This window comes from Micromonospora foliorum (assembly GCF_022229015.1).
Classification (GTDB): domain Bacteria; phylum Actinomycetota; class Actinomycetes; order Mycobacteriales; family Micromonosporaceae; genus Micromonospora; species Micromonospora foliorum.
In genome coordinates, this window is record NZ_JAKKFF010000069.1 from 18,477 (window position 1) to 37,178 (window position 18,702).

Annotated in this window: 29 protein-coding genes; all 29 read right to left on the bottom strand. The window is 67.5% G+C overall.

Features of this window, described 5'->3' with window-relative positions:
- Window positions 1-26: 26 nt before the first annotated feature.
- On the bottom strand, window positions 27-878 hold the full coding sequence (gene map / locus PSH25_RS06235; RefSeq protein ID WP_091402377.1) for a type I methionyl aminopeptidase: 852 nt from the start codon (window positions 876-878) through the stop codon (window positions 27-29).
- 87 nt (window positions 879-965) lie between these two features.
- Window positions 966-1,619, bottom strand: coding sequence for an adenylate kinase (locus tag PSH25_RS06240; RefSeq protein ID WP_088950228.1), 654 nt, complete (start codon window positions 1,617-1,619; stop codon window positions 966-968).
- Window positions 1,620-2,948 (bottom strand): preprotein translocase subunit SecY, encoded by a 1,329-nt coding sequence (secY, locus tag PSH25_RS06245; protein WP_112584818.1) that lies wholly within the window; start codon window positions 2,946-2,948, stop codon window positions 1,620-1,622.
- Window positions 2,949-3,180: 232 nt separating this feature from the next.
- A complete protein-coding gene (rplO, locus tag PSH25_RS06250; RefSeq protein ID WP_030329906.1) occupies window positions 3,181-3,624 on the bottom strand; it encodes a 50S ribosomal protein L15 in 444 nt (147 codons plus the stop codon).
- Complete coding sequence (rpmD, locus tag PSH25_RS06255; RefSeq protein ID WP_007465262.1) at window positions 3,624-3,806, bottom strand: 50S ribosomal protein L30; 183 nt, start codon at window positions 3,804-3,806, stop codon at window positions 3,624-3,626. Before rpmD ends, rplO begins: the two co-directional genes overlap by 1 nt.
- Window positions 3,806-4,420, bottom strand: a complete 615-nt coding sequence (rpsE, locus tag PSH25_RS06260; RefSeq protein WP_074314587.1) for a 30S ribosomal protein S5 — start codon at window positions 4,418-4,420, stop codon at window positions 3,806-3,808. The genes rpmD and rpsE overlap by 1 nt, the downstream gene beginning before the upstream one ends.
- A 33-nt stretch (window positions 4,421-4,453) precedes the next feature.
- Window positions 4,454-4,843 (bottom strand): 50S ribosomal protein L18, encoded by a 390-nt coding sequence (gene rplR / locus PSH25_RS06265; RefSeq protein WP_238658092.1) that lies wholly within the window; start codon window positions 4,841-4,843, stop codon window positions 4,454-4,456.
- Window positions 4,840-5,382, bottom strand: coding sequence for a 50S ribosomal protein L6 (gene rplF, locus PSH25_RS06270; RefSeq protein WP_238658093.1), 543 nt, complete (start codon window positions 5,380-5,382; stop codon window positions 4,840-4,842). The genes rplR and rplF overlap by 4 nt, the downstream gene beginning before the upstream one ends.
- A gap of 16 nt (window positions 5,383-5,398) precedes the next feature.
- Complete coding sequence (gene rpsH, locus PSH25_RS06275) at window positions 5,399-5,806, bottom strand: 30S ribosomal protein S8 (protein WP_007465270.1); 408 nt, start codon at window positions 5,804-5,806, stop codon at window positions 5,399-5,401.
- 116 nt (window positions 5,807-5,922) lie between these two features.
- Window positions 5,923-6,108 carry a type Z 30S ribosomal protein S14 gene (locus PSH25_RS06280; RefSeq protein ID WP_007465272.1) on the bottom strand — a complete coding sequence of 62 codons (186 nt, stop codon included), beginning with the start codon at window positions 6,106-6,108 and terminating at the stop codon, window positions 5,923-5,925.
- Between the two features lies 1 nt (window position 6,109).
- Window positions 6,110-6,676 (bottom strand): 50S ribosomal protein L5, encoded by a 567-nt coding sequence (rplE, locus tag PSH25_RS06285; RefSeq protein ID WP_110563094.1) that lies wholly within the window; start codon window positions 6,674-6,676, stop codon window positions 6,110-6,112.
- The gene (gene rplX, locus PSH25_RS06290) at window positions 6,676-6,996 is read right to left on the bottom strand and encodes a 50S ribosomal protein L24 (protein WP_172899047.1); all 321 of its coding nucleotides are present in this window, start codon (window positions 6,994-6,996) and stop codon (window positions 6,676-6,678) included. The genes rplE and rplX overlap by 1 nt, the downstream gene beginning before the upstream one ends.
- The gene (gene rplN, locus PSH25_RS06295; RefSeq protein ID WP_007465279.1) at window positions 6,993-7,361 is read right to left on the bottom strand and encodes a 50S ribosomal protein L14; all 369 of its coding nucleotides are present in this window, start codon (window positions 7,359-7,361) and stop codon (window positions 6,993-6,995) included. Before rplN ends, rplX begins: the two co-directional genes overlap by 4 nt.
- A 97-nt stretch (window positions 7,362-7,458) precedes the next feature.
- Window positions 7,459-7,737 carry a 30S ribosomal protein S17 gene (gene rpsQ / locus PSH25_RS06300; protein ID WP_030489590.1) on the bottom strand — a complete coding sequence of 93 codons (279 nt, stop codon included), beginning with the start codon at window positions 7,735-7,737 and terminating at the stop codon, window positions 7,459-7,461.
- On the bottom strand, window positions 7,734-7,970 hold the full coding sequence (gene rpmC / locus PSH25_RS06305) for a 50S ribosomal protein L29 (protein WP_007465283.1): 237 nt from the start codon (window positions 7,968-7,970) through the stop codon (window positions 7,734-7,736). Before rpmC ends, rpsQ begins: the two co-directional genes overlap by 4 nt.
- Window positions 7,970-8,395 carry a 50S ribosomal protein L16 gene (rplP, locus tag PSH25_RS06310; RefSeq protein ID WP_053653940.1) on the bottom strand — a complete coding sequence of 142 codons (426 nt, stop codon included), beginning with the start codon at window positions 8,393-8,395 and terminating at the stop codon, window positions 7,970-7,972. Before rplP ends, rpmC begins: the two co-directional genes overlap by 1 nt.
- A gap of 3 nt (window positions 8,396-8,398) precedes the next feature.
- Window positions 8,399-9,268, bottom strand: coding sequence for a 30S ribosomal protein S3 (rpsC, locus tag PSH25_RS06315; RefSeq protein WP_091402401.1), 870 nt, complete (start codon window positions 9,266-9,268; stop codon window positions 8,399-8,401).
- Window positions 9,268-9,726: a 50S ribosomal protein L22 gene (rplV, locus tag PSH25_RS06320; protein ID WP_007465297.1), complete on the bottom strand. Its 459-nt coding sequence runs from the start codon at window positions 9,724-9,726 to the stop codon at window positions 9,268-9,270. Before rplV ends, rpsC begins: the two co-directional genes overlap by 1 nt.
- Window positions 9,727-9,767: 41 nt before the next feature.
- Window positions 9,768-10,049 (bottom strand): 30S ribosomal protein S19, encoded by a 282-nt coding sequence (rpsS, locus tag PSH25_RS06325; RefSeq protein WP_007465299.1) that lies wholly within the window; start codon window positions 10,047-10,049, stop codon window positions 9,768-9,770.
- Window positions 10,050-10,061: 12 nt separating this feature from the next.
- A complete protein-coding gene (rplB, locus tag PSH25_RS06330; RefSeq protein WP_053653944.1) occupies window positions 10,062-10,901 on the bottom strand; it encodes a 50S ribosomal protein L2 in 840 nt (279 codons plus the stop codon).
- A gap of 12 nt (window positions 10,902-10,913) precedes the next feature.
- The gene (gene rplW, locus PSH25_RS06335; protein WP_007465304.1) at window positions 10,914-11,216 is read right to left on the bottom strand and encodes a 50S ribosomal protein L23; all 303 of its coding nucleotides are present in this window, start codon (window positions 11,214-11,216) and stop codon (window positions 10,914-10,916) included.
- Complete coding sequence (gene rplD, locus PSH25_RS06340; protein WP_030489587.1) at window positions 11,213-11,863, bottom strand: 50S ribosomal protein L4; 651 nt, start codon at window positions 11,861-11,863, stop codon at window positions 11,213-11,215. Before rplD ends, rplW begins: the two co-directional genes overlap by 4 nt.
- Window positions 11,860-12,525, bottom strand: coding sequence for a 50S ribosomal protein L3 (gene rplC / locus PSH25_RS06345; protein ID WP_088987574.1), 666 nt, complete (start codon window positions 12,523-12,525; stop codon window positions 11,860-11,862). The genes rplD and rplC overlap by 4 nt, the downstream gene beginning before the upstream one ends.
- Before the next feature lie 11 nt (window positions 12,526-12,536).
- Window positions 12,537-12,845, bottom strand: coding sequence for a 30S ribosomal protein S10 (gene rpsJ, locus PSH25_RS06350; protein ID WP_007073037.1), 309 nt, complete (start codon window positions 12,843-12,845; stop codon window positions 12,537-12,539).
- Between the two features lie 350 nt (window positions 12,846-13,195).
- On the bottom strand, window positions 13,196-14,389 hold the full coding sequence (gene tuf, locus PSH25_RS06355) for an elongation factor Tu (protein WP_030489585.1): 1,194 nt from the start codon (window positions 14,387-14,389) through the stop codon (window positions 13,196-13,198).
- A 212-nt stretch (window positions 14,390-14,601) separates the two neighbouring features.
- Window positions 14,602-16,698: an elongation factor G gene (gene fusA, locus PSH25_RS06360; RefSeq protein ID WP_308193628.1), complete on the bottom strand. Its 2,097-nt coding sequence runs from the start codon at window positions 16,696-16,698 to the stop codon at window positions 14,602-14,604.
- 74 nt (window positions 16,699-16,772) lie between these two features.
- Window positions 16,773-17,243 (bottom strand): 30S ribosomal protein S7, encoded by a 471-nt coding sequence (gene rpsG / locus PSH25_RS06365; RefSeq protein ID WP_007465317.1) that lies wholly within the window; start codon window positions 17,241-17,243, stop codon window positions 16,773-16,775.
- 1 nt (window position 17,244) lies between these two features.
- Complete coding sequence (gene rpsL / locus PSH25_RS06370; RefSeq protein ID WP_007465318.1) at window positions 17,245-17,619, bottom strand: 30S ribosomal protein S12; 375 nt, start codon at window positions 17,617-17,619, stop codon at window positions 17,245-17,247.
- A gap of 509 nt (window positions 17,620-18,128) precedes the next feature.
- Entirely contained in the window at window positions 18,129-18,509 is a 381-nt protein-coding gene (locus tag PSH25_RS06375) for a hypothetical protein (protein WP_238658097.1), read from the bottom strand.
- Window positions 18,510-18,702 lie beyond the last annotated feature (193 nt).

The following is an 18,702-nucleotide window of genomic DNA, read 5'->3' on the forward strand; positions in this document are numbered from 1 at the left end:
GGGGTGGGTTAGGGGGTTTTGGTGGGTCAGGGGGTTTTGGTGGCTGCTGGTTGGCGGGCGGTGACCAGGTCGCCCAGGCGGGCGCGGCCTCCGTCGAACGCGGTGAGCACCCAGACGCCGTCCGGCAGCAGCGCCATCGAGTGCTCGACGTGCGCGGCCACCGAGCCGTCCCGGGTGACGACCGTCCACCCGTCGGCCAACTCGGCCGTCCGCGGTGACGCCATGGTGATCATCGGTTCGATGGCCAGCGCCATTCCGGGCACCAGTCGCGGGCCCTTGCCCGGCCGACCGTGGTTGAGCACGTGCGGGTCCTGGTGCATCTCGGTGCCGATACCGTGCCCGCCGTAGCCGTCGACGATGCCGTACCGGCCGCCCTTGCGGACGGCGGTCTCCACCGCGTGCGAGATGTCGGTGAGGCGGCCCTTGCCGCTGGCCGCGCCACGAGCGGCGGCGGCGATGCCGGCCCACATCGCGTCCTCGGCGACCTCGGCCATCTTCAGCAGCGCCGGGTCGACGTCGCCGACCCCGACCGTGATCGCGGAGTCGCCGTGCCACCCGTCCAACACCGCGCCGCAGTCGATGGAGATCAGGTCACCGGCCTGGAGCACCTGCTTCGGCGACGGGATGGCGTGCACGATCTGCTCGTTGACCGAGGAGCAGATCGACGCCGGGAAACCGTGATAGCCCTTGAACGACGGAACGCCACCCGCCTCGCGGATGGTCGCCTCCGCGATGGCGTCCAGATCGGCGGTGCTCACGCCGGGGGCAACAGCCTCCCGCATCCGGCGGAGCGCCTCGGCGACCACCAGCCCGGCGGCCCGCATCTTCTCGATCTGGTCAGGGGTCTTCAGCTGGATGTCCAGCTGGGGACGACGCATGGAGCGGTTACCTTTCGTTGCCGAACAGCGGGGCACATAACGCGTACCCCGCTGTTCGCACTCTATCCGCCGTGGCCCGGCCGGACCTCAGCCGCCGTACGACCGCAACGCGTCGATGGCCCGGGTGGTGACGTCCTCCACCGGCCCGGTGGCGTCGATCCCGACCAGCTTGCCCTGAGCGCCGTAGTAGTCGACCAGGGGTGCGGTCTTCTCGCTGTATTCACGGAGCCGCGTGGCGATCGTCTCCGGCTTGTCGTCGTCGCGCTGGAACAGCTCGGCGCCGCACCTGTCACAGATGCCCGGCCGGGTGGTGGCGTCGAACTCGACGTGCCAGATCTTGCCGCAGCCCCGGCAGGTACGCCGACCGGAGAGCCGCCGGATCACCTCGTCGTCGTCGACGACCAGCTCCAGGACCAGATCCAGGGCGGTGCCCAGATCGGCGAGGAGCTTGTCCAGAGCGGCCGCCTGCGGAGTCGTCCGCGGGAAGCCGTCGAGCAGGAAACCCTCGCTGGCGTCGGGCTCGGCCAGCCGGTCCCGGACCATGTTGATGGTGACCTCGTCCGGGACCAGCTCGCCTGCGTCCATGTACCGCTTCGCCTCGACACCGAGGGGCGTGCCCTGGGTGACGTTCGACCGGAAGATGTCTCCGGTCGAAATCTTCGGCACCGAGAGGTGCGCGGCGATGAACTCGGCCTGTGTGCCCTTGCCCGCGCCCGGCGGGCCAACCAGAACGAGTCTCATCTACCGCAGGAACCCTTCGTAGTTCCGCTGCATGAGTTGGCTCTCGATCTGCTTCACGGTCTCCAGACCGACGCCGACCATGATGAGCACAGCGGTGCCGCCGAACGGGAAGTTCTGATACTGCTGGTTGTCCAGCCAGATGAAGAAGAAGTTCGGCAGGATCGAGATGACGCCGAGGTAGAGCGCGCCCGGCAGGGTGATCCGGCTGAGGATGAAGTCGAGGTAGTCGGCGGTCGGCTTGCCCGGGCGGATACCCGGCACGAACCCGCCGTACTTCTTCATGTTGTCCGCGACCTCGGTCGGGTTGAACGTGATCGAGACGTAGAAGTACGTGAAGAAGATGATCAGCAGGAAGTAGACCGAGATGTAGATCGGGCTGCTCGGGTTGACCAGGTTGTTCTGGATCCACGACTGGGTCTTGCCCGGGTCGGTCTGGTCGAAGAACTGCAGCGCCAACTGCGGCAGGTAGAGCAGCGACGACCCGAAGATGACCGGGATCACACCCGCCTGGTTGACTTTCAGCGGGATGTAGGTCGAGGTGCCGCCGTACATCCGCCGGCCGATCATCCGCTTGGCGTACTGCACCGGGATCCGGCGCTGCGCCTGCTCGATGAAGGTGACCGCGGTGATGACCACCAGGACCAGCGCGATGACCAGGGCGAACATGTCCCAGCCCTTGCTGGTCTTGATCTGCCAGCCCTCGCTGGGCAGCCGCGCCGCGATCGAGGTGAAGATCAGGACGGACATGCCGTTGCCGACGCCGCGGTCGGTGATCAGCTCACCGAGCCACATGACCATGCCGGTGCCGGCGGTCATCGTCATCACCAGGATGGCCAGGGTCAGCCAGTCCGGGATGCCGGTGCCGGTGGGGATGATCGGGAACTGGTCGCAGCGGTTCTGGAACAGCTGGCCCGAGCGGGCCAGGGCCACGAACGCCGAGGCCTGCAGCACACCGAGACCGAGGGTCAGGTAGCGCGTGTACTGGGTGATCTTCGCCTGACCGGCCTGGCCCTCCTTGCGGAGCTGCTCAAGGCGGGGGATCACGACGGTCAGCAGCTGCAAAATGATCGACGCGGTGATGTAGGGCATGATGCCCAGCGCGAAGACCGAGAGCTGTAGCAGCGCTCCGCCGGAGAAGAGGTTGAGAAGGTTCACCACCCCGGTGGTGTCACCCTGGATGGTGTCGAGGCACTTCTGCACGTTGCCGTACGAGACGCCCGGGCTGGGGAGCGTTGCACCCAGCCGGTAGACCGCGATGATGCCTACTGTGAACAGCAGCTTCTTGCGCAGGTCAGGCGTACGGAACGCACTGAGAAAGGCGGACAGCAACTTCTTCCTCCTGCGCGAGGCGGGCCGCCGGTGATCCCTGGCGGGTCGGGGTGGATCACGGGCGAGTGCCCGCAATCCATGGCTGGGATGGGACTCTAACAGCCTCACCCCGGTCCGGGCAGATGCGCCCGACTACATAAATCGATTCCGATGTTACCGGGCGCTCAGGCCCCAGGCAGACCATGGCGCCCGCCAGTTGCTCTCAACTGGACGGGCGCCATGGTCGTACGCCTTACAGCTCGGTGACGGAGCCACCGGCGGCAGCGATCTTCTCCTTGGCCGACGCACTGAACGCGTGCGCCGACACCTGGAGCGCCACACCGCCGAGGTCCCCGGTGCCGAGAACCTTGACCGGGTGACCCTTGCGGACCGCGCCGGACTCGACGAGCTCCAGCGGGCCGACCTGACCACCGTTCGGGAACAGCTCAGCGAGTCGGTCCAGGTTGACCACCTGGAAGACCACCTTGAACTTGTTCTTGAAGCCCTTCATCTTCGGCAGACGCATGTGGATGGGCATCTGCCCACCCTCGAACGCCGCCGAGATGTTCTTGCGGGCCTTGGAACCCTTGGTACCGCGACCAGCGGTCTTGCCCTTGGAACCCTCACCGCGACCCACACGGGTCTTCGCGGTCTTGGAACCGGGCGCCGGGCGCAGGTGATGCACCTTGATCGTCATTACTCGACCTCCTCGACCTTCACGAGGTGGCTCACAGTGAAGATCATGCCGCGGATCTCGGGCCGGTCCTCCTTGACCACCACGTCGTTGATCCGCTTGAGACCGAGCGAACGCAGCGACTCACGCTGGTTGTGCTTGGTCCCGATACCGGACCGGAGCTGGGTGACCTTCAGGCGTGCCATCAGTGCGCCACCCCCGCACGCGACGCCAGCATGGCCGCCGGCGCGACGTCCTCCACCGGCAGACCACGACGCGCCGCGACCTGCTCGGGGGACTCAAGCCCCTTCAGGGCCGCCACGGTGGCGTGCACAATGTTGATCGGGTTCGACGAGCCGAGGCTCTTGGAGAGCACGTCGTGGATCCCAGCGCACTCCAGCACGGCACGCACCGGTCCACCGGCGATGACACCCGTACCGGCCGAGGCCGGCTTGAGCAGCACCACGCCAGCGGCGTCCTCACCCGTCACCGGGTGCGGGATCGACTGACCGATCCGCGGGACCTTGAAGAAGTGCTTCTTGGCCTCCTCGACACCCTTGGCGATGGCCGCGGGCACCTCCTTGGCCTTTCCGTAGCCCACGCCGACCGTGCCGTCGCCGTCGCCCACGATCACCAGGGCGGTGAAGCTGAAGCGACGACCACCCTTCACGACCTTGGCGACGCGGTTGATCGCGACGACCCGCTCAAGGTGCGGGGTCTTCTCGACGGGCGCGTTTCCGCGGCCGCCCTCACGGCGGTTGTCGCGGCGACCACCCTCGTTGCCACCGGACCCGCCGCCACGGCGCTGTTGACCTGGCATCAGCAGCCTTCCTTATCTCTCGTGACGGGGTTGTTAGAACTCGAGCCCGGCTTCGCGGGCGGCGTCGGCAAGCGCGGCGACTCGCCCCGCGTACCGGTTGCCACCGCGGTCGAAGACGACCTTGGAGACGCCAGCGGCCTTGGCCCGCTCGGCGAGCAGCGCGCCCACCTTGCCAGCGAGGGCGCTCTTGTCGCCCTCCGTACCGCGCAGCGAGGCGTCCAGGGTCGACGCCGACGCCAGGGTGTGACCCTTGGTGTCGTCGACGACCTGGGCGACCATGTGCCGCAGCGAACGGGTGACGACCAGGCGCGGACGCTCGGCCGTACCGGTGACGTTCTTGCGGACGCGGAAGTGTCGACGCGCACGCCCAACGGCGCGCTTGGCGGCGACACCGCGGCGGCGCTTGAGCAGCGTGGCGCTCACTTCTTACCTGCCTTTCCGGCCTTGCGGCGGATGACCTCGCCCTGGTACTTGACACCCTTGCCCTTGTAGGGCTCCGGCGGGCGGATCTTCCGGATGTTGGCGGCGACCTCACCGACCTGCTGCTTGTCGATGCCAGCCACGTGGAACAGGGTCGGCCGCTCCACCGTGAAGGTGATGCCCGCCGGGGCGGAGACGACCACCGGGTGCGAGAACCCGAGCGCGAACTCGAGGTCCGAACCCTTGGCGGTGACCCGGTAACCGGTGCCGGCGATCTCCAGGCTCTTGCGGTAGCCCTCGGTGACCCCGACGATCATGTTGGCAACCAGCGTACGGCTCAGGCCGTGGAGTTCCTTGGCCTTGCGCTCGTCGTTCGGCCGGTTGACGCTCAGCTGCCCATCCTCGGCCCGATCGATCGTGATCGGCTCGGCGAGGGTGTGCTGGAGCTGGCCCTTGGGGCCCTTGACCTTGACGGTCTGCCCGTCGATCGTGATGTCGACGCCGGCTGGTACCGGGATCGACTTACGTCCAATTCGCGACATTTCTACCTGTCTCCCGTTACCAGACGAAGGCGAGGACTTCCCCGCCAACACTCCGCTTGCGGGCCTGCCGGTCGGTCAGCAGCCCCTGGGACGTCGAAATGATCGCCACGCCCAGCCCACCGAGCACCCGCGGGAGCCCGTCCGACTTGGCGTACACCCGGAGACCGGGCTTGGACACGCGCTTGATGCCGGCCAGGCTCCGCTCGCGGTTCTGGCCGTACTTCAGCTCGACGACCAGTCGCTTGCCGACGGCGCCCTCCTCGGGCTCCTCGACCGACCAGGTGGCGATGTAACCCTCGGCCTTCAGGACCTCGGCGATGTTCGCCTTGATCTTGGAGTAGGGCATCTTCACCTGATCGTGGTACGCCTGGTTGGCGTTACGCAGACGCGTGAGCATGTCTGCGATCGGGTCGGTCATCGTCATGGATTTCGTCAGCCTTTCTCGCCGGGGTTCCCGGGGCATCAGCCCCGGGCCTACGGCGAAGAGCAATACCTAATCGGTGCAGGAGTTCCCGGCCGACGGCCGGGACGCGGTCGCCCTTACCAGGAAGCCTTGGACACGCCCGGCAGCTCACCGCGGTGAGCCATCTCCCGGATGCAGACCCGGCAGAGCCCGAACTTGCGGTAGACCGCCTTCGGACGCCCGCACCGCTGGCAGCGGGTGTACGCGCGAACCGAGAACTTCGGCTTCGCGGCCGCCTTGATGATCAGCGCCTTCTTGGCCATCTCAGTTCTCCTTGAACGGGAAGCCCAGGAGCTTGAGCAGCGCCCGGCCCTCGTCGTCGGTCGTGGCGGTCGTGACCACCGTGATGTCCATGCCCCGCTGGCGATCGATCCGGTCCTGGTCGATCTCGTGGAACACCGACTGCTCGGTCAGACCGAACGTGTAGTTGCCGTGCCCGTCCAGCTTGCGCCCGTCCAGGCCGCGGAAGTCGCGGATACGCGGCAGCGAGATGGAGAGCAGCCGGTCCAGGAACTCCCACATCCGGTCGCCGCGAAGGGTGACCTTCGCGCCGATCGGCATGCCCTCGCGGAGCTTGAACTGCGCGATGGACTTGGTCGCCCGCCGCACCTGCGGCTTCTGGCCGGTGATCGTGGCGAGGTCGCGGACCGCGCCGTCGATCAGCTTGGCGTCGCGAGCAGCCTCGCCGACACCCATGTTGACGACGATCTTGACCAGCCGCGGCACCTGCATGGGGTTGCCGTAGCTGCGCTGCTCGCGCAGCTGGGCCACGATCTCGTTGCGGTACCGCTCCTTGAGGCGCGGCAGGGTCTTTTCGGTAGCCGTGGTCATCACAGGTCCTTACCGGTGCTACGCGCGATGCGGACCTTCTGGCCGTTGTCGTCGATCCGGTAACCGACGCGGGTCGGCTTGCCGTCGGAGTCCAGGACCTGCACGTTCGAGACGTGGATCGGGGCCTCCTGAGTGACGATGCCGCCGGTCTTGGCGCCACGCTGGGTGGTGCTGATGCGGGTGTGCTTCTTGACCCGGTTCACGCCCTCGACCAGGACCTTGTCCTGCCGCGGGTAGGCCTGAATGACCTTGCCCTTGGCACCCTTGTCCTTGCCGGCGATGACGACGACCGTGTCGCCCTTCTTGACCTTCACGGTCACAACACCTCCGGCGCGAGGGAAATAATCTTCATGAACCGCTTGTCCCGCAGCTCCCGACCCACCGGGCCGAAGATACGGGTTCCACGCGGGTCCCCGCCGTCCTTGATGATGACGGCGGCGTTCTCGTCGAAGCGGATGTACGAGCCGTCCGGCCGACGCCTCTCCTTGGCCGTGCGAACGACGACAGCCTTGACGACGTCGCCCTTCTTCACACCGGCACCCGGGATCGCGTCCTTGACCGTGGCCACGATGACGTCGCCGATGCTCGCGTAGCGCCGACCCGAGCCACCGAGAACCCGGATGCAAAGGATCTCCCGAGCACCCGTGTTGTCGGCGACGCGCAGTCGCGACTCCTGCTGAATCACGTCTATCTCCTATGTCTGCCGGTTCTCCGGCCGCCGTAGCGGCCGGAGCCTGGCGGAACCTACGCCCGACGCAACGCCGGGCGAGCTCGAGCCTTCGCTACTTGGCCTTTTCCAGGATCTCCACGATCCGCCAACGCTTGGTGGCGCTCAGCGGCCGGGTCTCCATGATGAGAACCCGGTCACCGGTGCCAGCGGCGTTCTGCTCGTCGTGCACCTTCAGCTTGGCCGTACGGCGCATGATCTTGCCGTACAGCGCGTGCCGAACCCGGTCCTCGACCTCGACAACGACGGTCTTGTCCATCTTGTCGCTGATCACCAGGCCCTCGCGGACCTTGCGGCGCGACCGCGCGGCGGCGGTGGCGGTCTCTTCGGTCATGATGCAGTCACCTCAGTCGGCGCGGCCGAGAGCCCCAGCTCACGCTCACGCATGATCGTGTAGATCCGGGCGATCTCCCGACGGATGACCTGCAACCGCCGGTTGTTGTCCAGCTGCCCGGTTGCGGCCTGCACGCGGAGGTTGAACAGCTCCGCCTTGGCCTCCCGCAGCTTCGTGACCAGCTCCTCTTCGGAGAGCTCACGCAGCTCGGTCGCCTTAACGCCCGCTGCCATCAGGATTCACCCACTTCGCGCGTAACAATGCGGCACTTCATCGGGAGCTTGTGGATCGCGCGACGCATGGCCTCTCGCGCGGTCTGCTCGTTGGGGAAGGACATCTCGAAGAGAACCCGCCCCGGCTTGACGTTGGCGACCCACCACTCGGGCGAACCCTTACCGGAACCCATCCGGGTCTCGGCAGGCTTCTTGGTGAGGGCCTGGTCCGGGAAGATCGTGATCCAGACCTTGCCACCACGCTTGATGTGGCGAGTCATCGCGATACGTGCCGACTCGATCTGTCGGTTCGTCACGTACGCCGGCTCGAGAGCCTGGATCCCGAACTCGCCGAACACCACCCGGTTACCACCCTTGGACGCGCCACTGCGGTCCGGGTGGTGCGGCTTGCGGAAGCCCTTCGGGGGCTTGCGCGGCATCAGCATCTGTCAGCCCTCCTGCTGCGTTTCTGCCGGAGCAGCAGTGGCGGCGACAGCTGCGCTGTCGACCGGCTCGCCGCTCGGCGTCTCGGCCTGCTGCGCGATGGTGGTCGCAGCAGCCCGACCGGCCTCGGTGCCACCAGCCGTGGTGCCGGACGAACCCGACCGGCCACGGCGCGGACGCTCGGGACGGTCGCCGCGCTCACCACGACGCGGGCGGGACGGACCGGCCTCGGCCGGAGCCTCCCGGCCCGGGACGGCGTCGCCCTTGTAGATCCAGACCTTCACACCGATCCGACCGAACGTGGTACGGGCCTCGAAGAAGCCGTACTCGATGTTGGCCCGCAGCGTGTGCAGCGGAACCCGGCCCTCACGGTAGAACTCGGTCCGGCTCATCTCGGCGCCGCCGAGGCGACCCGAGACCTGAACCCGGATGCCCTTGCAGACCGGGTTCTTCATCGCCGACTGCATGGCCTTGCGCATCGCCCGACGGAAGCTGACCCGGCTGGACAGCTGCTCGGCCACGCCCTGCGCGACCAGCTGAGCGTCCGACTCGGGGTTCTTCACCTCGATGATGTTCAGCTGAACCTGCTTGCCGGTGAGCTTCTCAAGCTCTCCGCGGATCCGGTCGGCCTCCGCACCCTTACGGCCGATGACGATGCCCGGCCGGGCGGTGTGGATGTCGACGCGGACCCGGTCGCGGGTGCGCTCGATGTCGACCTTGGAGATCCCGGCACGCTCGAGGCCCTTGGACATCATGCGGCGGATCTTGACATCCTCGCCGATGTAGTCCTTGTAGAGCTTGTCCGCGAACCAGCGGGACTTCCAGTCGGTCGAGATGCCGAGCCGGAACCCAGTGGGGTGAACCTTCTGACCCATTACTCGGCGTCCTCCGTCTTGCTCTGCGCTTCGGCCGGTGCGGCCTCCGTGGCCGGGGCGGCCTTCTTCGCCGCGGCCTTCCTCGGCGCTGCCGGCGCGACCGCTTCGACCGCCACGGTGATGTGGCAGGTGCGCTTGCGGATTCGGTACGCCCGACCCTGCGCCCGCGGCTGGAACCGCTTCATCGTCGGGCCCTCGTCCACGAAGGCCTCGCTGACGAGCAGCGCGTCGGGGTCCAGCCGCTCGTTGTTCTCCGCGTTGGCGATCGCGCTAGCGAGCACCTTGTACACCTGCTCGCTCGCAGCCTGCGGCGCGAACTGCAGCACCGTGAGCGCCTCCTTCGCGGGCAGGCCGCGGACGAGGTTGACCACCCGGCGCGCCTTCATCGGCGAGATGCGCACGTGCCGCGCAACCGCCCGCGCGCCCGGAAGCACCGGAGCGTCGCCCTTTCCTGGCATCGCTGTAACCCCTTGTTCCCTCTATCCGTATGCCCGCGGCGTCAGCGCCGACGGCTCTTCCGGTCGTCCTTCTCGTGACCCTTGAACGTGCGGGTCAGCGCGAACTCGCCGAGCTTGTGCCCGACCATCGCCTCGGTCACGAACACCGGGACGTGCTTGCGTCCGTCATGCACGGCGATCGTGTGCCCCAGCATCTCGGGGATGATCGTCGAGCGCCGCGACCAGGTCTTGATCACGTTCTTGGAGCCCTTGTCGTTCTGAACTTCCACCTTCTTGAGCAGGTGGTCGTCTACGAACGGGCCCTTCTTCAGGCTGCGAGGCATGTCTTATCTCCCTCAGCCGCGCTTACGCGTGGCGTAGCGACGGCGGACGATCAGCCGGTCACTCGGCTGGCCCTTACGGCGGGTGCGGCCCTCGGGCTTACCCTGCGGGTTGACCGGGTGGCGACCACCGGAGGTCTTACCCTCACCACCACCGTGCGGGTGGTCGACCGGGTTCATGGCGACACCACGGACGGTCGGGCGCTTGCCCTTCCACCGCATCCGGCCGGCCTTACCCCAGTTGATGTTCGACTGGTCGGCGTTGCCGATCTCGCCGACGCTGGCGCGGCAGCGCACGTCCACCCGCCGGATCTCACCGGACGGCATACGAAGGGTCGCGTACGCGCCCTCGCGGCCGAGCAGCTGGATGCCGACGCCGGCGGAACGGGCCAGCTTGGCCCCGCCACCCGGACGCAGCTCCACGTTGTGGATGGTGGTACCGACCGGGATGTTGCGCAGCGGCAGGTTGTTACCCGGCTTGATGTCGGCGCCCGGGCCGGACTCGACGCGGTCGCCCTGCTTCATGTCCTTCGGCGCGAGGATGTACCGCTTCTCGCCGTCGGCGTAGTGCAGCAGCGCGATGCGCGCCGTGCGGTTCGGGTCGTACTCGATGTGAGCGACCTTCGCCGGCACGCCGTCCTTGTCGACCCGCTTGAAGTCGATCAGACGGTACTGGCGCTTGTGACCGCCACCGTGGTGCCGCGTGGTGATCCGGCCGTGGGCGTTACGCCCGCCCTTCTTCGGCAACGGAGCCAGCAGCGACTTTTCCGGCGTGGACCGGGTGATCTCGGCGAAGTCCGCGACGCTGGAGCCACGTCGGCCCGGCGTCGTCGGCTTGTACTTACGGATAGCCATTGTCTACACCCCTCAGCTGACCGGGCCGCCGAAGGCCTCGATACGGTCACCGTCAGCCAGCTTCACGATCGCCCGCTTGGTCGCCTTGCGCTGACCGAAGCCGGTCTTGGTGCGCTTGCGCTTACCCTGGCGGTTGAGCGTGTTGACCGTCAGGACGCGGACGTTGAAGATCTGCTGGATAGCGATCTTGATCTCGGTCTTGTTCGCGTCCGGGTGCACCAGGAAGGTGTACCAGTTCCGGTTCAGCTCGCTGTAGCTCTTCTCCGAGACGACCGGCGCCACGATGATGTCGCGCGGGTCGGCGATCGTGCTCACTTGCCACCCTCCTCGGTGGTCTCGGCGGGCACGCCCAGGAACTCGTCCAGGGCGTCCTTGGTGAAGACCACGTCGTCGGCCACCAGCACGTCGTACGTGTTCAGCTGGCCGGACTCGATCAGGTGCACGCGCGGCTCGTTGCGCAGCGACACCCAGTTCAGCTCGTCGGTGCTGCTCAGCACGACCAGGACCCGACGGGCCTCGGTGAGCTTGGTCAGCGTGGCCAGGGCCGCCTTGGTCGACGGCTTCTCGCCCGAGACGAACGCCTCGACGACGTGCACCTGCCCGGCGCGAGCCCGGTCGGAGAGGGCACCGCGCAGCGCGGCGGCCTTCATCTTCTTCGGGGTCCGCTGGCTGTAGTCGCGCGGCACGGGACCGTGCACGACGCCACCGCCGGCGAACTGCGGCGCGCGGATCGAGCCCTGCCGGGCGCGACCGGTGCCCTTCTGCTTGTACGGCTTCTTGCCGCCACCGGCGACCTCGCCGCGGGTCTTGGCCTTGTGCGTGCCCTGTCGGGCCGCCGCGAGCTGGGCCACCACGACCTGGTGCATCAGCGCGACGTTGGCCTGCACGTCGAAGATGTCCTCCGGCAGCTCGACCGAGCCGCTGGTGGTGCCTTCGACGGTGCGCACGTCAACGGTGGTCACTTGGCCGCACCGCCCTTCTTCACCTTGCTCTTGGCCGCGGTCCGGACCAGAACCAGCGCGCCCTTGGGGCCAGGAATGGCACCCCGGACGAGCAGCAGGTTGTTCTCGGTGTCGACCGCCTGGACGGTGAGGTTCTGCACGGTGTACCGCACGCCACCCATGCGGCCGGCCATCCGGGTGCCCTTGAAGACACGACCCGGAGTGGCGCAGGCGCCGATGGAACCGGGCGAGCGGTGCTTACGCTCGACACCGTGGCCGGCGCCCAGGCCGTGGAAGCCGTGCCGCTTCATCGGGCCGGCGTAGCCCTTGCCCTTGGTCTTGCCGGTGACGTCGATGGTGACGCCGGCCGGGAACTCCTCGACCGTGACTTCCTGGCCGAGCGAGTATTCCCCGGCGTCCGTGGTGCGCAGCTCGACGATGTGCCGGCGCGGCGCCACGTCCGCCTTGGCGTAGTGCCCGCTGATCGGCTTCTTGACCTTGCGCGGGTCGATGGTGCCGTACGCCAGCTGGACCGCTGAGTAACCGTCCTTCTCGGCGCTACGAACCTGGCTGATGACGCACGGGCCGGCCTCGACCACGGTCACGGGAACAACACGGTTGTTGTCCCAGACCTGGGTCATGCCGAGCTTGGCGCCCAGGATCCCCTTGACTTGCCTGTCCATTTGTCCGGTCCCTACAGCTTGATCTCGATGTCGACGCCAGCCGGCAGGTCGAGGCGCATGAGCGAGTCGACCGTCTTCGGGGTCGGGTCGATGATGTCGATCAGCCGCTTGTGCGTGCGCATCTCGAAGTGCTCGCGCGAGTCCTTGTACTTGTGCGGCGAGCGGATAACGCAGAAACGGTTGATCTCCGTGGGCAGCGGCACCGGGCCCGCGACCTGCGCCCCGGTGCGCGTCACCGTCTCGACGATCTTCCGAGCCGAGGAGTCGACGACCTCGTGGTCATAGGCCTTGAGCCGGATGCGGATCTTCTGTCCCGCCATGGTGGCTTCTGTTCCTTCTCTCGATGCCGCTGTGTTGCGGGCGCCTGTACCGGCTGGCACAGGCCCACTTCGCCGACCCCCGCGGTCGGGCGTGTCGCGCCCTCGGGCCGAGCTCCGCCCCGTGGTTCCGGAGTGGTGCTGACCGCGCGGTGGGTCAAGGCGCCGATCGCATTACCGCGACCAGAACGCCGTGCGAGGGTGGTTGGCGACTGGGCCGCCAACCACCCTACGCTCGACTGCCTCGCCACCCGGAGGTTCAGCGAAAGCCGAACACAGGCGACGAACTGTCGTTACGCAACCTGACTAGTATGCCGCACGACCGGCGGCGGGTCTAATCGGGGTTACCTAGCTCACTTGTTGATCTTGGTGACGAACCCGGCGCCGACGGTGCGGCCACCCTCGCGGATCGCGAACTTGAGGTTCTCCTCCATGGCGATGGGCTGGATCAGCTTCACCGACATGGACGTGTTGTCACCCGGCATGACCATCTCGGTGCCCTCGGGGAGGGTGACGACACCGGTGACGTCCGTGGTCCGGAAGTAGAACTGCGGGCGGTAGTTCTGGAAGAACGGGGTGTGCCGGCCGCCCTCCTCCTTGGAGAGGATGTAGACCGTCGCCTCGAACTCCGTGTGCGGGGTGTTCGAGCCCGGCTTCACGACGACCATGCCGCGCTCGACCTCGTCGCGCTTGGTACCACGCAGCAGCAGGCCGACGTTCTCACCTGCGCGGGCGTCGTCCAGGGTCTTCCGGAACATCTCGATCGCGGTGACCTTGGTCTTGAAGCTCTTCTCCTTGATACCGACGAGCTCGACATCCTCGTTCGGCAGGAGAACGCCGCGCTCCACGCGACCGGTGACGACGGTGCCACGACCGGTGATCGTGAAGACGTCCTCAACCGGCATCAGGAACGGCTTGTCAACCTCGCGCTCCGGCTGCGGGATCGAGGTGTCGACAGCCGTCATCAGGTCCAGCAGCTTGCCGGTCCACTCGGGGTCACCCTCGAGGGCCTTCAGCGCCGAAACCCGCACGACCGGCAGGTCGTCACCCGGGTACTCCTGCGAGGAGAGCAGCTCACGAACCTCGAGCTCGACGAGCTCCAGGAGCTCCTCGTCATCGACCATGTCGCTCTTGTTGAGCGCCACGACGATGTACGGCACACCGACCTGACGGGCCAGCAGCACGTGCTCGCGGGTCTGCGGCATCGGGCCGTCGGTCGCCGCGACCACCAGGATCGCGCCGTCCATCTGCGCGGCACCGGTGATCATGTTCTTGATGTAGTCGGCGTGCCCAGGGCAGTCGACGTGCGCGTAGTGCCGCGACTCGGTCTGGTACTCGACGTGCGCGATCGAGATCGTGATGCCGCGGGCCTTCTCCTCCGGCGCCTTGTCGATCTCGTCGAACGGCGTGTAGGGGTTCAGGTCCGGGTACTGGTCGTGCAGGACCTTGGTGATGGCCGCCGTCAGCGTCGTCTTACCGTGGTCGATGTGACCAATGGTGCCGATGTTGACGTGCGGCTTAGTCCGCTCGAACTTAGCCTTCGCCACTGGTGTCCTCCTGTGGACTTCTTGGTTCGTACGCCCGGCGCGCCGGTCGGCGCTTAGGACTCTGTCGACAGCCTTTCCGGCCTGACGGCCGGAGAGCCTTTGTGGGTTCTGCGGCGATGAAGCCTACAGGCCCGGTCTCACGCGATCCGATCGTGGTGGCCGCGGGCGGGTGAACCCTCCCGCGACCAACCACGAATCACCTGCTCAGAGCGTTACTCGCCCGTTGCCTTGGCGATGATCTCCTTCGCGACGCTCTGCGGAACCTCGGCGTAGGAGTCGAACTGCATGCTGTAGCTAGCCCGGCCCTGGGTCTTCGACCGCAGGTCGCCGACGTAGCCGAACATCTCCGACAACGGCACCAGGGCCCGGACGATGCGGGCGCCACTGCGCTCCTCCATCGCCTGGATGATGCCGCGGCGGGAGTTGAGGTCACCGATGACGTCACCCATGTTCTCCTCAGGAGTGGTGACTTCAACGGCCATCATCGGCTCGAGCAGCGCCGGATCGGCCTTGCGGGCCGCGTCCTTCATCACCATCGAGCCGGCGATCTTGAATGCCATTTCCGACGAGTCGACCTCGTGGTACTGGCCGTCCAGCAGGGTCAGCTTCACGCCGACCAGCGGGAAGCCCGCCAGGATGCCGTACTGCAGCGCGTCCTGCGCACCGGCGTCCACCGAGGGGATGAACTCCCGGGGGATGCGGCCGCCGCTGACGGCGTTGGCGAACTCGTAGGTCGGCGAGTCGTTGTCCAGCGGAAGCGGCTCGACGCTCACGATCACGCGGGCGTACTGGCCGGAACCACCGGTCTGCTTCTTGTGGGTGTACTCGACCTTGTCCACCTTGCGGCGGATGGTCTCGCGGTACGCCACCTGCGGCTTGCCGACGTTCGCCTCGACGTTGAACTCGCGGCGCATCCGGTCGACCAGGATGTCCAGGTGCAGCTCACCCATGCCGGAGATGACCGTCTGACCGGTCTCCTCGTCCAGCTGGACGCGGAAGGTCGGGTCCTCCTCGGCCAGGCGCTGGATGGCCGTGCCCAGCTTCTCCTGGTCGGACTTGGTCTTCGGCTCGATCGCCACCGAGATGACCGGCTCCGGGAAGGTCATCGACTCCAGGATGACCGGGTTCGCCGGGTCGGAGAGAGTGTCGCCGGTGGTGGTCTGCTTGAGACCCTGCACGGCGATGATGTCGCCGGCCTGCGCCGACGGACGCTCTTCCCGCTTGTTGGCGTGCATCTGGTAGATCTTGCCGATCCGCTCCTTACGGTCCTTGGTGGAGTTGACCACCTGGGAACCGGAATCGAGCGTGCCGGAGTAGACCCGCACGTAGGTGAGCTTGCCCAGGTGCTTGTCCGTCTGGATCTTGAAGGCCAGGCCGGAGAAGGGCTCCGAGTTGGACGGCTTACGCAGCAGCGGGGTCTCGCCGTCGGTGGCCGTACCCTCGATCGCCGGAACGTCCAGCGGCGACGGCAGGAAGTCGACCACGGCGTCGAGCATGGGCTGGACGCCCTTGTTCTTGAACGCCGAGCCGCACAGCACCGGGTTGGCCTTGCCGGCGATGGTGGCACGCCGGATGGCCGCCTTGATCTCCTCGACGGGGATCTCTTCGCCTTCCAGGTACTTCTCCATCACCGCGTCGTCGACGTCGGCCAGGGTCTCCATCAGCTTCTCGCGCCACTCGGCCGCGGAGTCGGCCAGCTCGGCCGGGATCTCCTCAACCGCGTAGTCCTCACCCTTCTGGGTCTCCCCGCGCCAGGTGAGCGCGCGCATGCCGATCAGGTCGACGACACCGATGTGGTCGCCCTCGAGCCCGATCGGGATCTGGAGCACCAGCGGGGTGGCGTTCAGCCGGTCGATCATCATCTGCACGCAGCGGAAGAAGTCGGCGCCGGTCCGGTCGAGCTTGTTGACGAAGCACATACGCGGGACGTTGTACTTGTCGGCCTGCCGCCAGACGTTCTCCGTCTGCGGTTCCACGCCGGCGACACCGTCGTAGACCGCGACCGCACCATCCAGGACCCGCAGCGACCGCTCGACCTCGACCGTGAAGTCGACGTGGCCAGGCGTGTCGATGATCTGGATCGTGTGGTCTTTCCACTCACACTTGGTAGCAGCGGAGGTGATGGTGATACCACGCTCCTGCTCCTGCTCCATCCAGTCCATGACGGCAGCGCCCTCGTGGACCTCACCGATCTTGTACGTGATGCCGGTGTAGAACAGGATTCGCTCGGTGGTCGTGGTCTTACCGGCATCGATGTGCGCCATGATGCCGATGTTGCGTACCTTGGCGAGCGCGTCTGCGGCGGCCACTTCAATCCCTACTTATCGTCGTCTCGACTCAACTGGTGGCGGTTCCGGCGCCCGAGGGCGCCGGAACCAGGGTGTTACCAGCGGTAGTGCGCGAAGGCCTTATTGGACTCGGCCATCTTGTGCGTGTCCTCGCGCCGCTTGACGGCGGCACCGAGGCCGTTGCTCGCGTCCAGCAGCTCGTTCATCAGCCGCTCGACCATGGTCTTCTCGCGCCGGGCGCGGGAGTACGTGACCAGCCAGCGCAGGCCCAGGGTGGTCGCCCGGGTCGGGCGGACCTCGACCGGAACCTGGTAGGTGGCGCCACCGACACGACGGCTGCGCACCTCGAGGGTCGGCTTGACGTTGTCCATCGCCCGCTTGAGGGTGACGACCGGGTCGGTGCCGGACTTCTCGCGGCAGCCCTCGAGGGCCGCGTACACGATGGACTCGGCGAGCTGACGCTTGCCGCGGAGCAGGATCTTGTTCACCAGCTGGGTGACCAGCGGCGAGTTGTACACCGGGTCAGCGACCAGTGGCCGCCGCGGAGCGGGTCCCTTACGCGGCATGTCAGCTCTTCTCCTTCTTCGCGCCGTAACGGCTGCGCGCCTGCTTGCGGTTGCGGACACCCTGGGTGTCCAGCGAGCCGCGAACGATCTTGTAACGCACGCCGGGGAGGTCCTTCACCCGGCCACCGCGAACGAGCACGATCGAGTGCTCCTGCAGGTTGTGACCGACGCCGGGGATGTAGGCGGTCACCTCGATCTGGCTGCTGAGCTTCACGCGAGCGACCTTGCGCAGCGCCGAGTTCGGCTTCTTAGGGGTGGTGGTGTACACGCGGGTGCACACGCCGCGCCGCTGAGGGGAACCCTTCAGCGCCGGGGTCTTGGTCTTGGTCGTCTTCGCCTGGCGGCCCTTTCGGACCAGCTGCTGGATCGTGGGCACCGGGTTTCTCCGCTCCCTTCGGCCGCATCCGCGGCCGCGCCGTCTGCTCGTTAGCCGGCCTGATGACCGGCTCTCCTACATTCCGACCAGGGTCGCCTTGCGGAGACCCCGGCACCCGCGGTCGGGCGTGTCGCCCTCGTCACGGTCCCGTTGCGACGCTCTCGCGTGCGTACCGGGTTTTTGTCACCGGCGCGCGGGTCGCCCCGCCCCGGATCCTTGCTTGTCGTGCCGCCGCCCGTAAGCCGGAAACAGCGCACGCACGAGTTGCCCGGGCATGCCCGGGCACAAGGGGAAAGAGTACCTACCACAACCGCCCAGGTCAAAACGGAACGGCCCGGCGACTGTCTCACACCCGCCGGCCAGATCTCGTCCTGCCCCGTCGCCCGCGATGGGCACCTACGAATACAAGTGTACCGGCTCCCCCGCAGAAGCACCCATCGCCCCCGGAGGGGACCGGAAGCCTTCCGCGGGAGACCCCCGTCAGGCGCCGGAGCTACCGGTGCTCACCCTCACGTCAGGGCGAGGAGCAGGGCCAGCCCCAGGCCCAGCAGGCTGAGCAGTGCCCCCGCCGCGCCGCAGCTGATCCCGGCCATCGCCAGCCCGCGGCCGGTGAACTGGACCGCGGAGGGCGCGGCCGGCCGGCGGATCTGCCGCCGGCCGAGCAGCCCGACGACGACCGCCGCGCCACCGGCCAGCACACCCAGCGCGGCGAAGGCTCCGGAGGCCCAGGCCCCGCCGTCGTTCTTGAAGGCCACTCCGAAGCAGATCACCAGCAGTGAGACCAGGACCGAGGCGATCCCCGCCACCAGCGCCCCGATGGCCAGGCCGGAGGTGACCGGCGCCACGTCCAGGTGGACGACGCCGAACGGCGTACCGGAAACCGTCTCCACCCGCTTCGGCGGCCGGCGCTGGTCGTCGGTGGGCGGCGGCACCGAACGCCCCGGGGTACCACCCCACCCGGGGCCGTGCCCCGGCGGCGGACCCCACCCGGGCGGCACACCGGGCCCGGACGACGGAGGGCCCCAGCCGGGCGGTGGCCCGGGATTCGACGGCGGACCCCAGCCGTACGACGCACCCGGCCCG

Bases quoted from the DNA above. Each gene is read 5' to 3' on its own strand.
- rpsS (WP_007465299.1), bottom strand. From the start codon at position 10,049: ATGCCTCGCAGCCTGAAGAAGGGCCCGTTCGTAGACGACCACCTGCTC.
- rplV (WP_007465297.1), bottom strand. From the start codon at position 9,726: ATGCCAGGAAAGGGCGACGCTCCGGTGCTTCCGGGCGCGCGGGCGGTT.
- rpmD (WP_007465262.1), bottom strand. From the start codon at position 3,806: ATGGCACGCCTGAAGGTCACCCAGCTCCGGTCCGGTATCGGGACCAAG.
- rplB (WP_053653944.1), bottom strand. From the start codon at position 10,901: ATGGCTATCCGTAAGTACAAGCCGACGACGCCGGGCCGACGTGGCTCC.
- rpsQ (WP_030489590.1), bottom strand. From the start codon at position 7,737: ATGACCGAAGAGACCGCCACCGCCGCCGCGCGGTCGCGCCGCAAGGTC.
- rpsJ (WP_007073037.1), bottom strand. From the start codon at position 12,845: ATGGCGGGACAGAAGATCCGCATCCGGCTCAAGGCCTATGACCACGAG.
- rplF (WP_238658093.1), bottom strand. From the start codon at position 5,382: ATGTCGCGAATTGGACGTAAGTCGATCCCGGTACCAGCCGGCGTCGAC.
- PSH25_RS06240 (WP_088950228.1), bottom strand. From the start codon at position 1,619: ATGAGACTCGTTCTGGTTGGCCCGCCGGGCGCGGGCAAGGGCACACAG.
- rpsH (WP_007465270.1), bottom strand. From the start codon at position 5,806: ATGACGATGACCGACCCGATCGCAGACATGCTCACGCGTCTGCGTAAC.
- rpsC (WP_091402401.1), bottom strand. From the start codon at position 9,268: ATGGGTCAGAAGGTTCACCCCACTGGGTTCCGGCTCGGCATCTCGACC.
- PSH25_RS06280 (WP_007465272.1), bottom strand. From the start codon at position 6,108: ATGGCCAAGAAGGCGCTGATCATCAAGGCGGCCGCGAAGCCGAAGTTC.
- rplC (WP_088987574.1), bottom strand. From the start codon at position 12,525: ATGGACAGGCAAGTCAAGGGGATCCTGGGCGCCAAGCTCGGCATGACC.
- rplP (WP_053653940.1), bottom strand. From the start codon at position 8,395: ATGCTGATGCCGCGCAAGCCCCCGAAGGGCTTCCGCAAGCCGCACCAC.
- rpsG (WP_007465317.1), bottom strand. From the start codon at position 17,243: ATGCCGCGTAAGGGACCCGCTCCGCGGCGGCCACTGGTCGCTGACCCG.
- rpsE (WP_074314587.1), bottom strand. From the start codon at position 4,420: ATGCCAGGTCAACAGCGCCGTGGCGGCGGGTCCGGTGGCAACGAGGGT.
- map (WP_091402377.1), bottom strand. From the start codon at position 878: ATGCGTCGTCCCCAGCTGGACATCCAGCTGAAGACCCCTGACCAGATC.
- rplE (WP_110563094.1), bottom strand. From the start codon at position 6,676: ATGACCACGGCTACCGAAAAGACCCTGCCGCGCCTCAAGGAGCGGTAC.
- rpmC (WP_007465283.1), bottom strand. From the start codon at position 7,970: ATGGCAGCGGGCGTTAAGGCGACCGAGCTGCGTGAGCTCTCCGAAGAG.
- rplO (WP_030329906.1), bottom strand. From the start codon at position 3,624: ATGACGATCAAGGTGCATCACCTGCGCCCGGCGCCCGGTTCCAAGACC.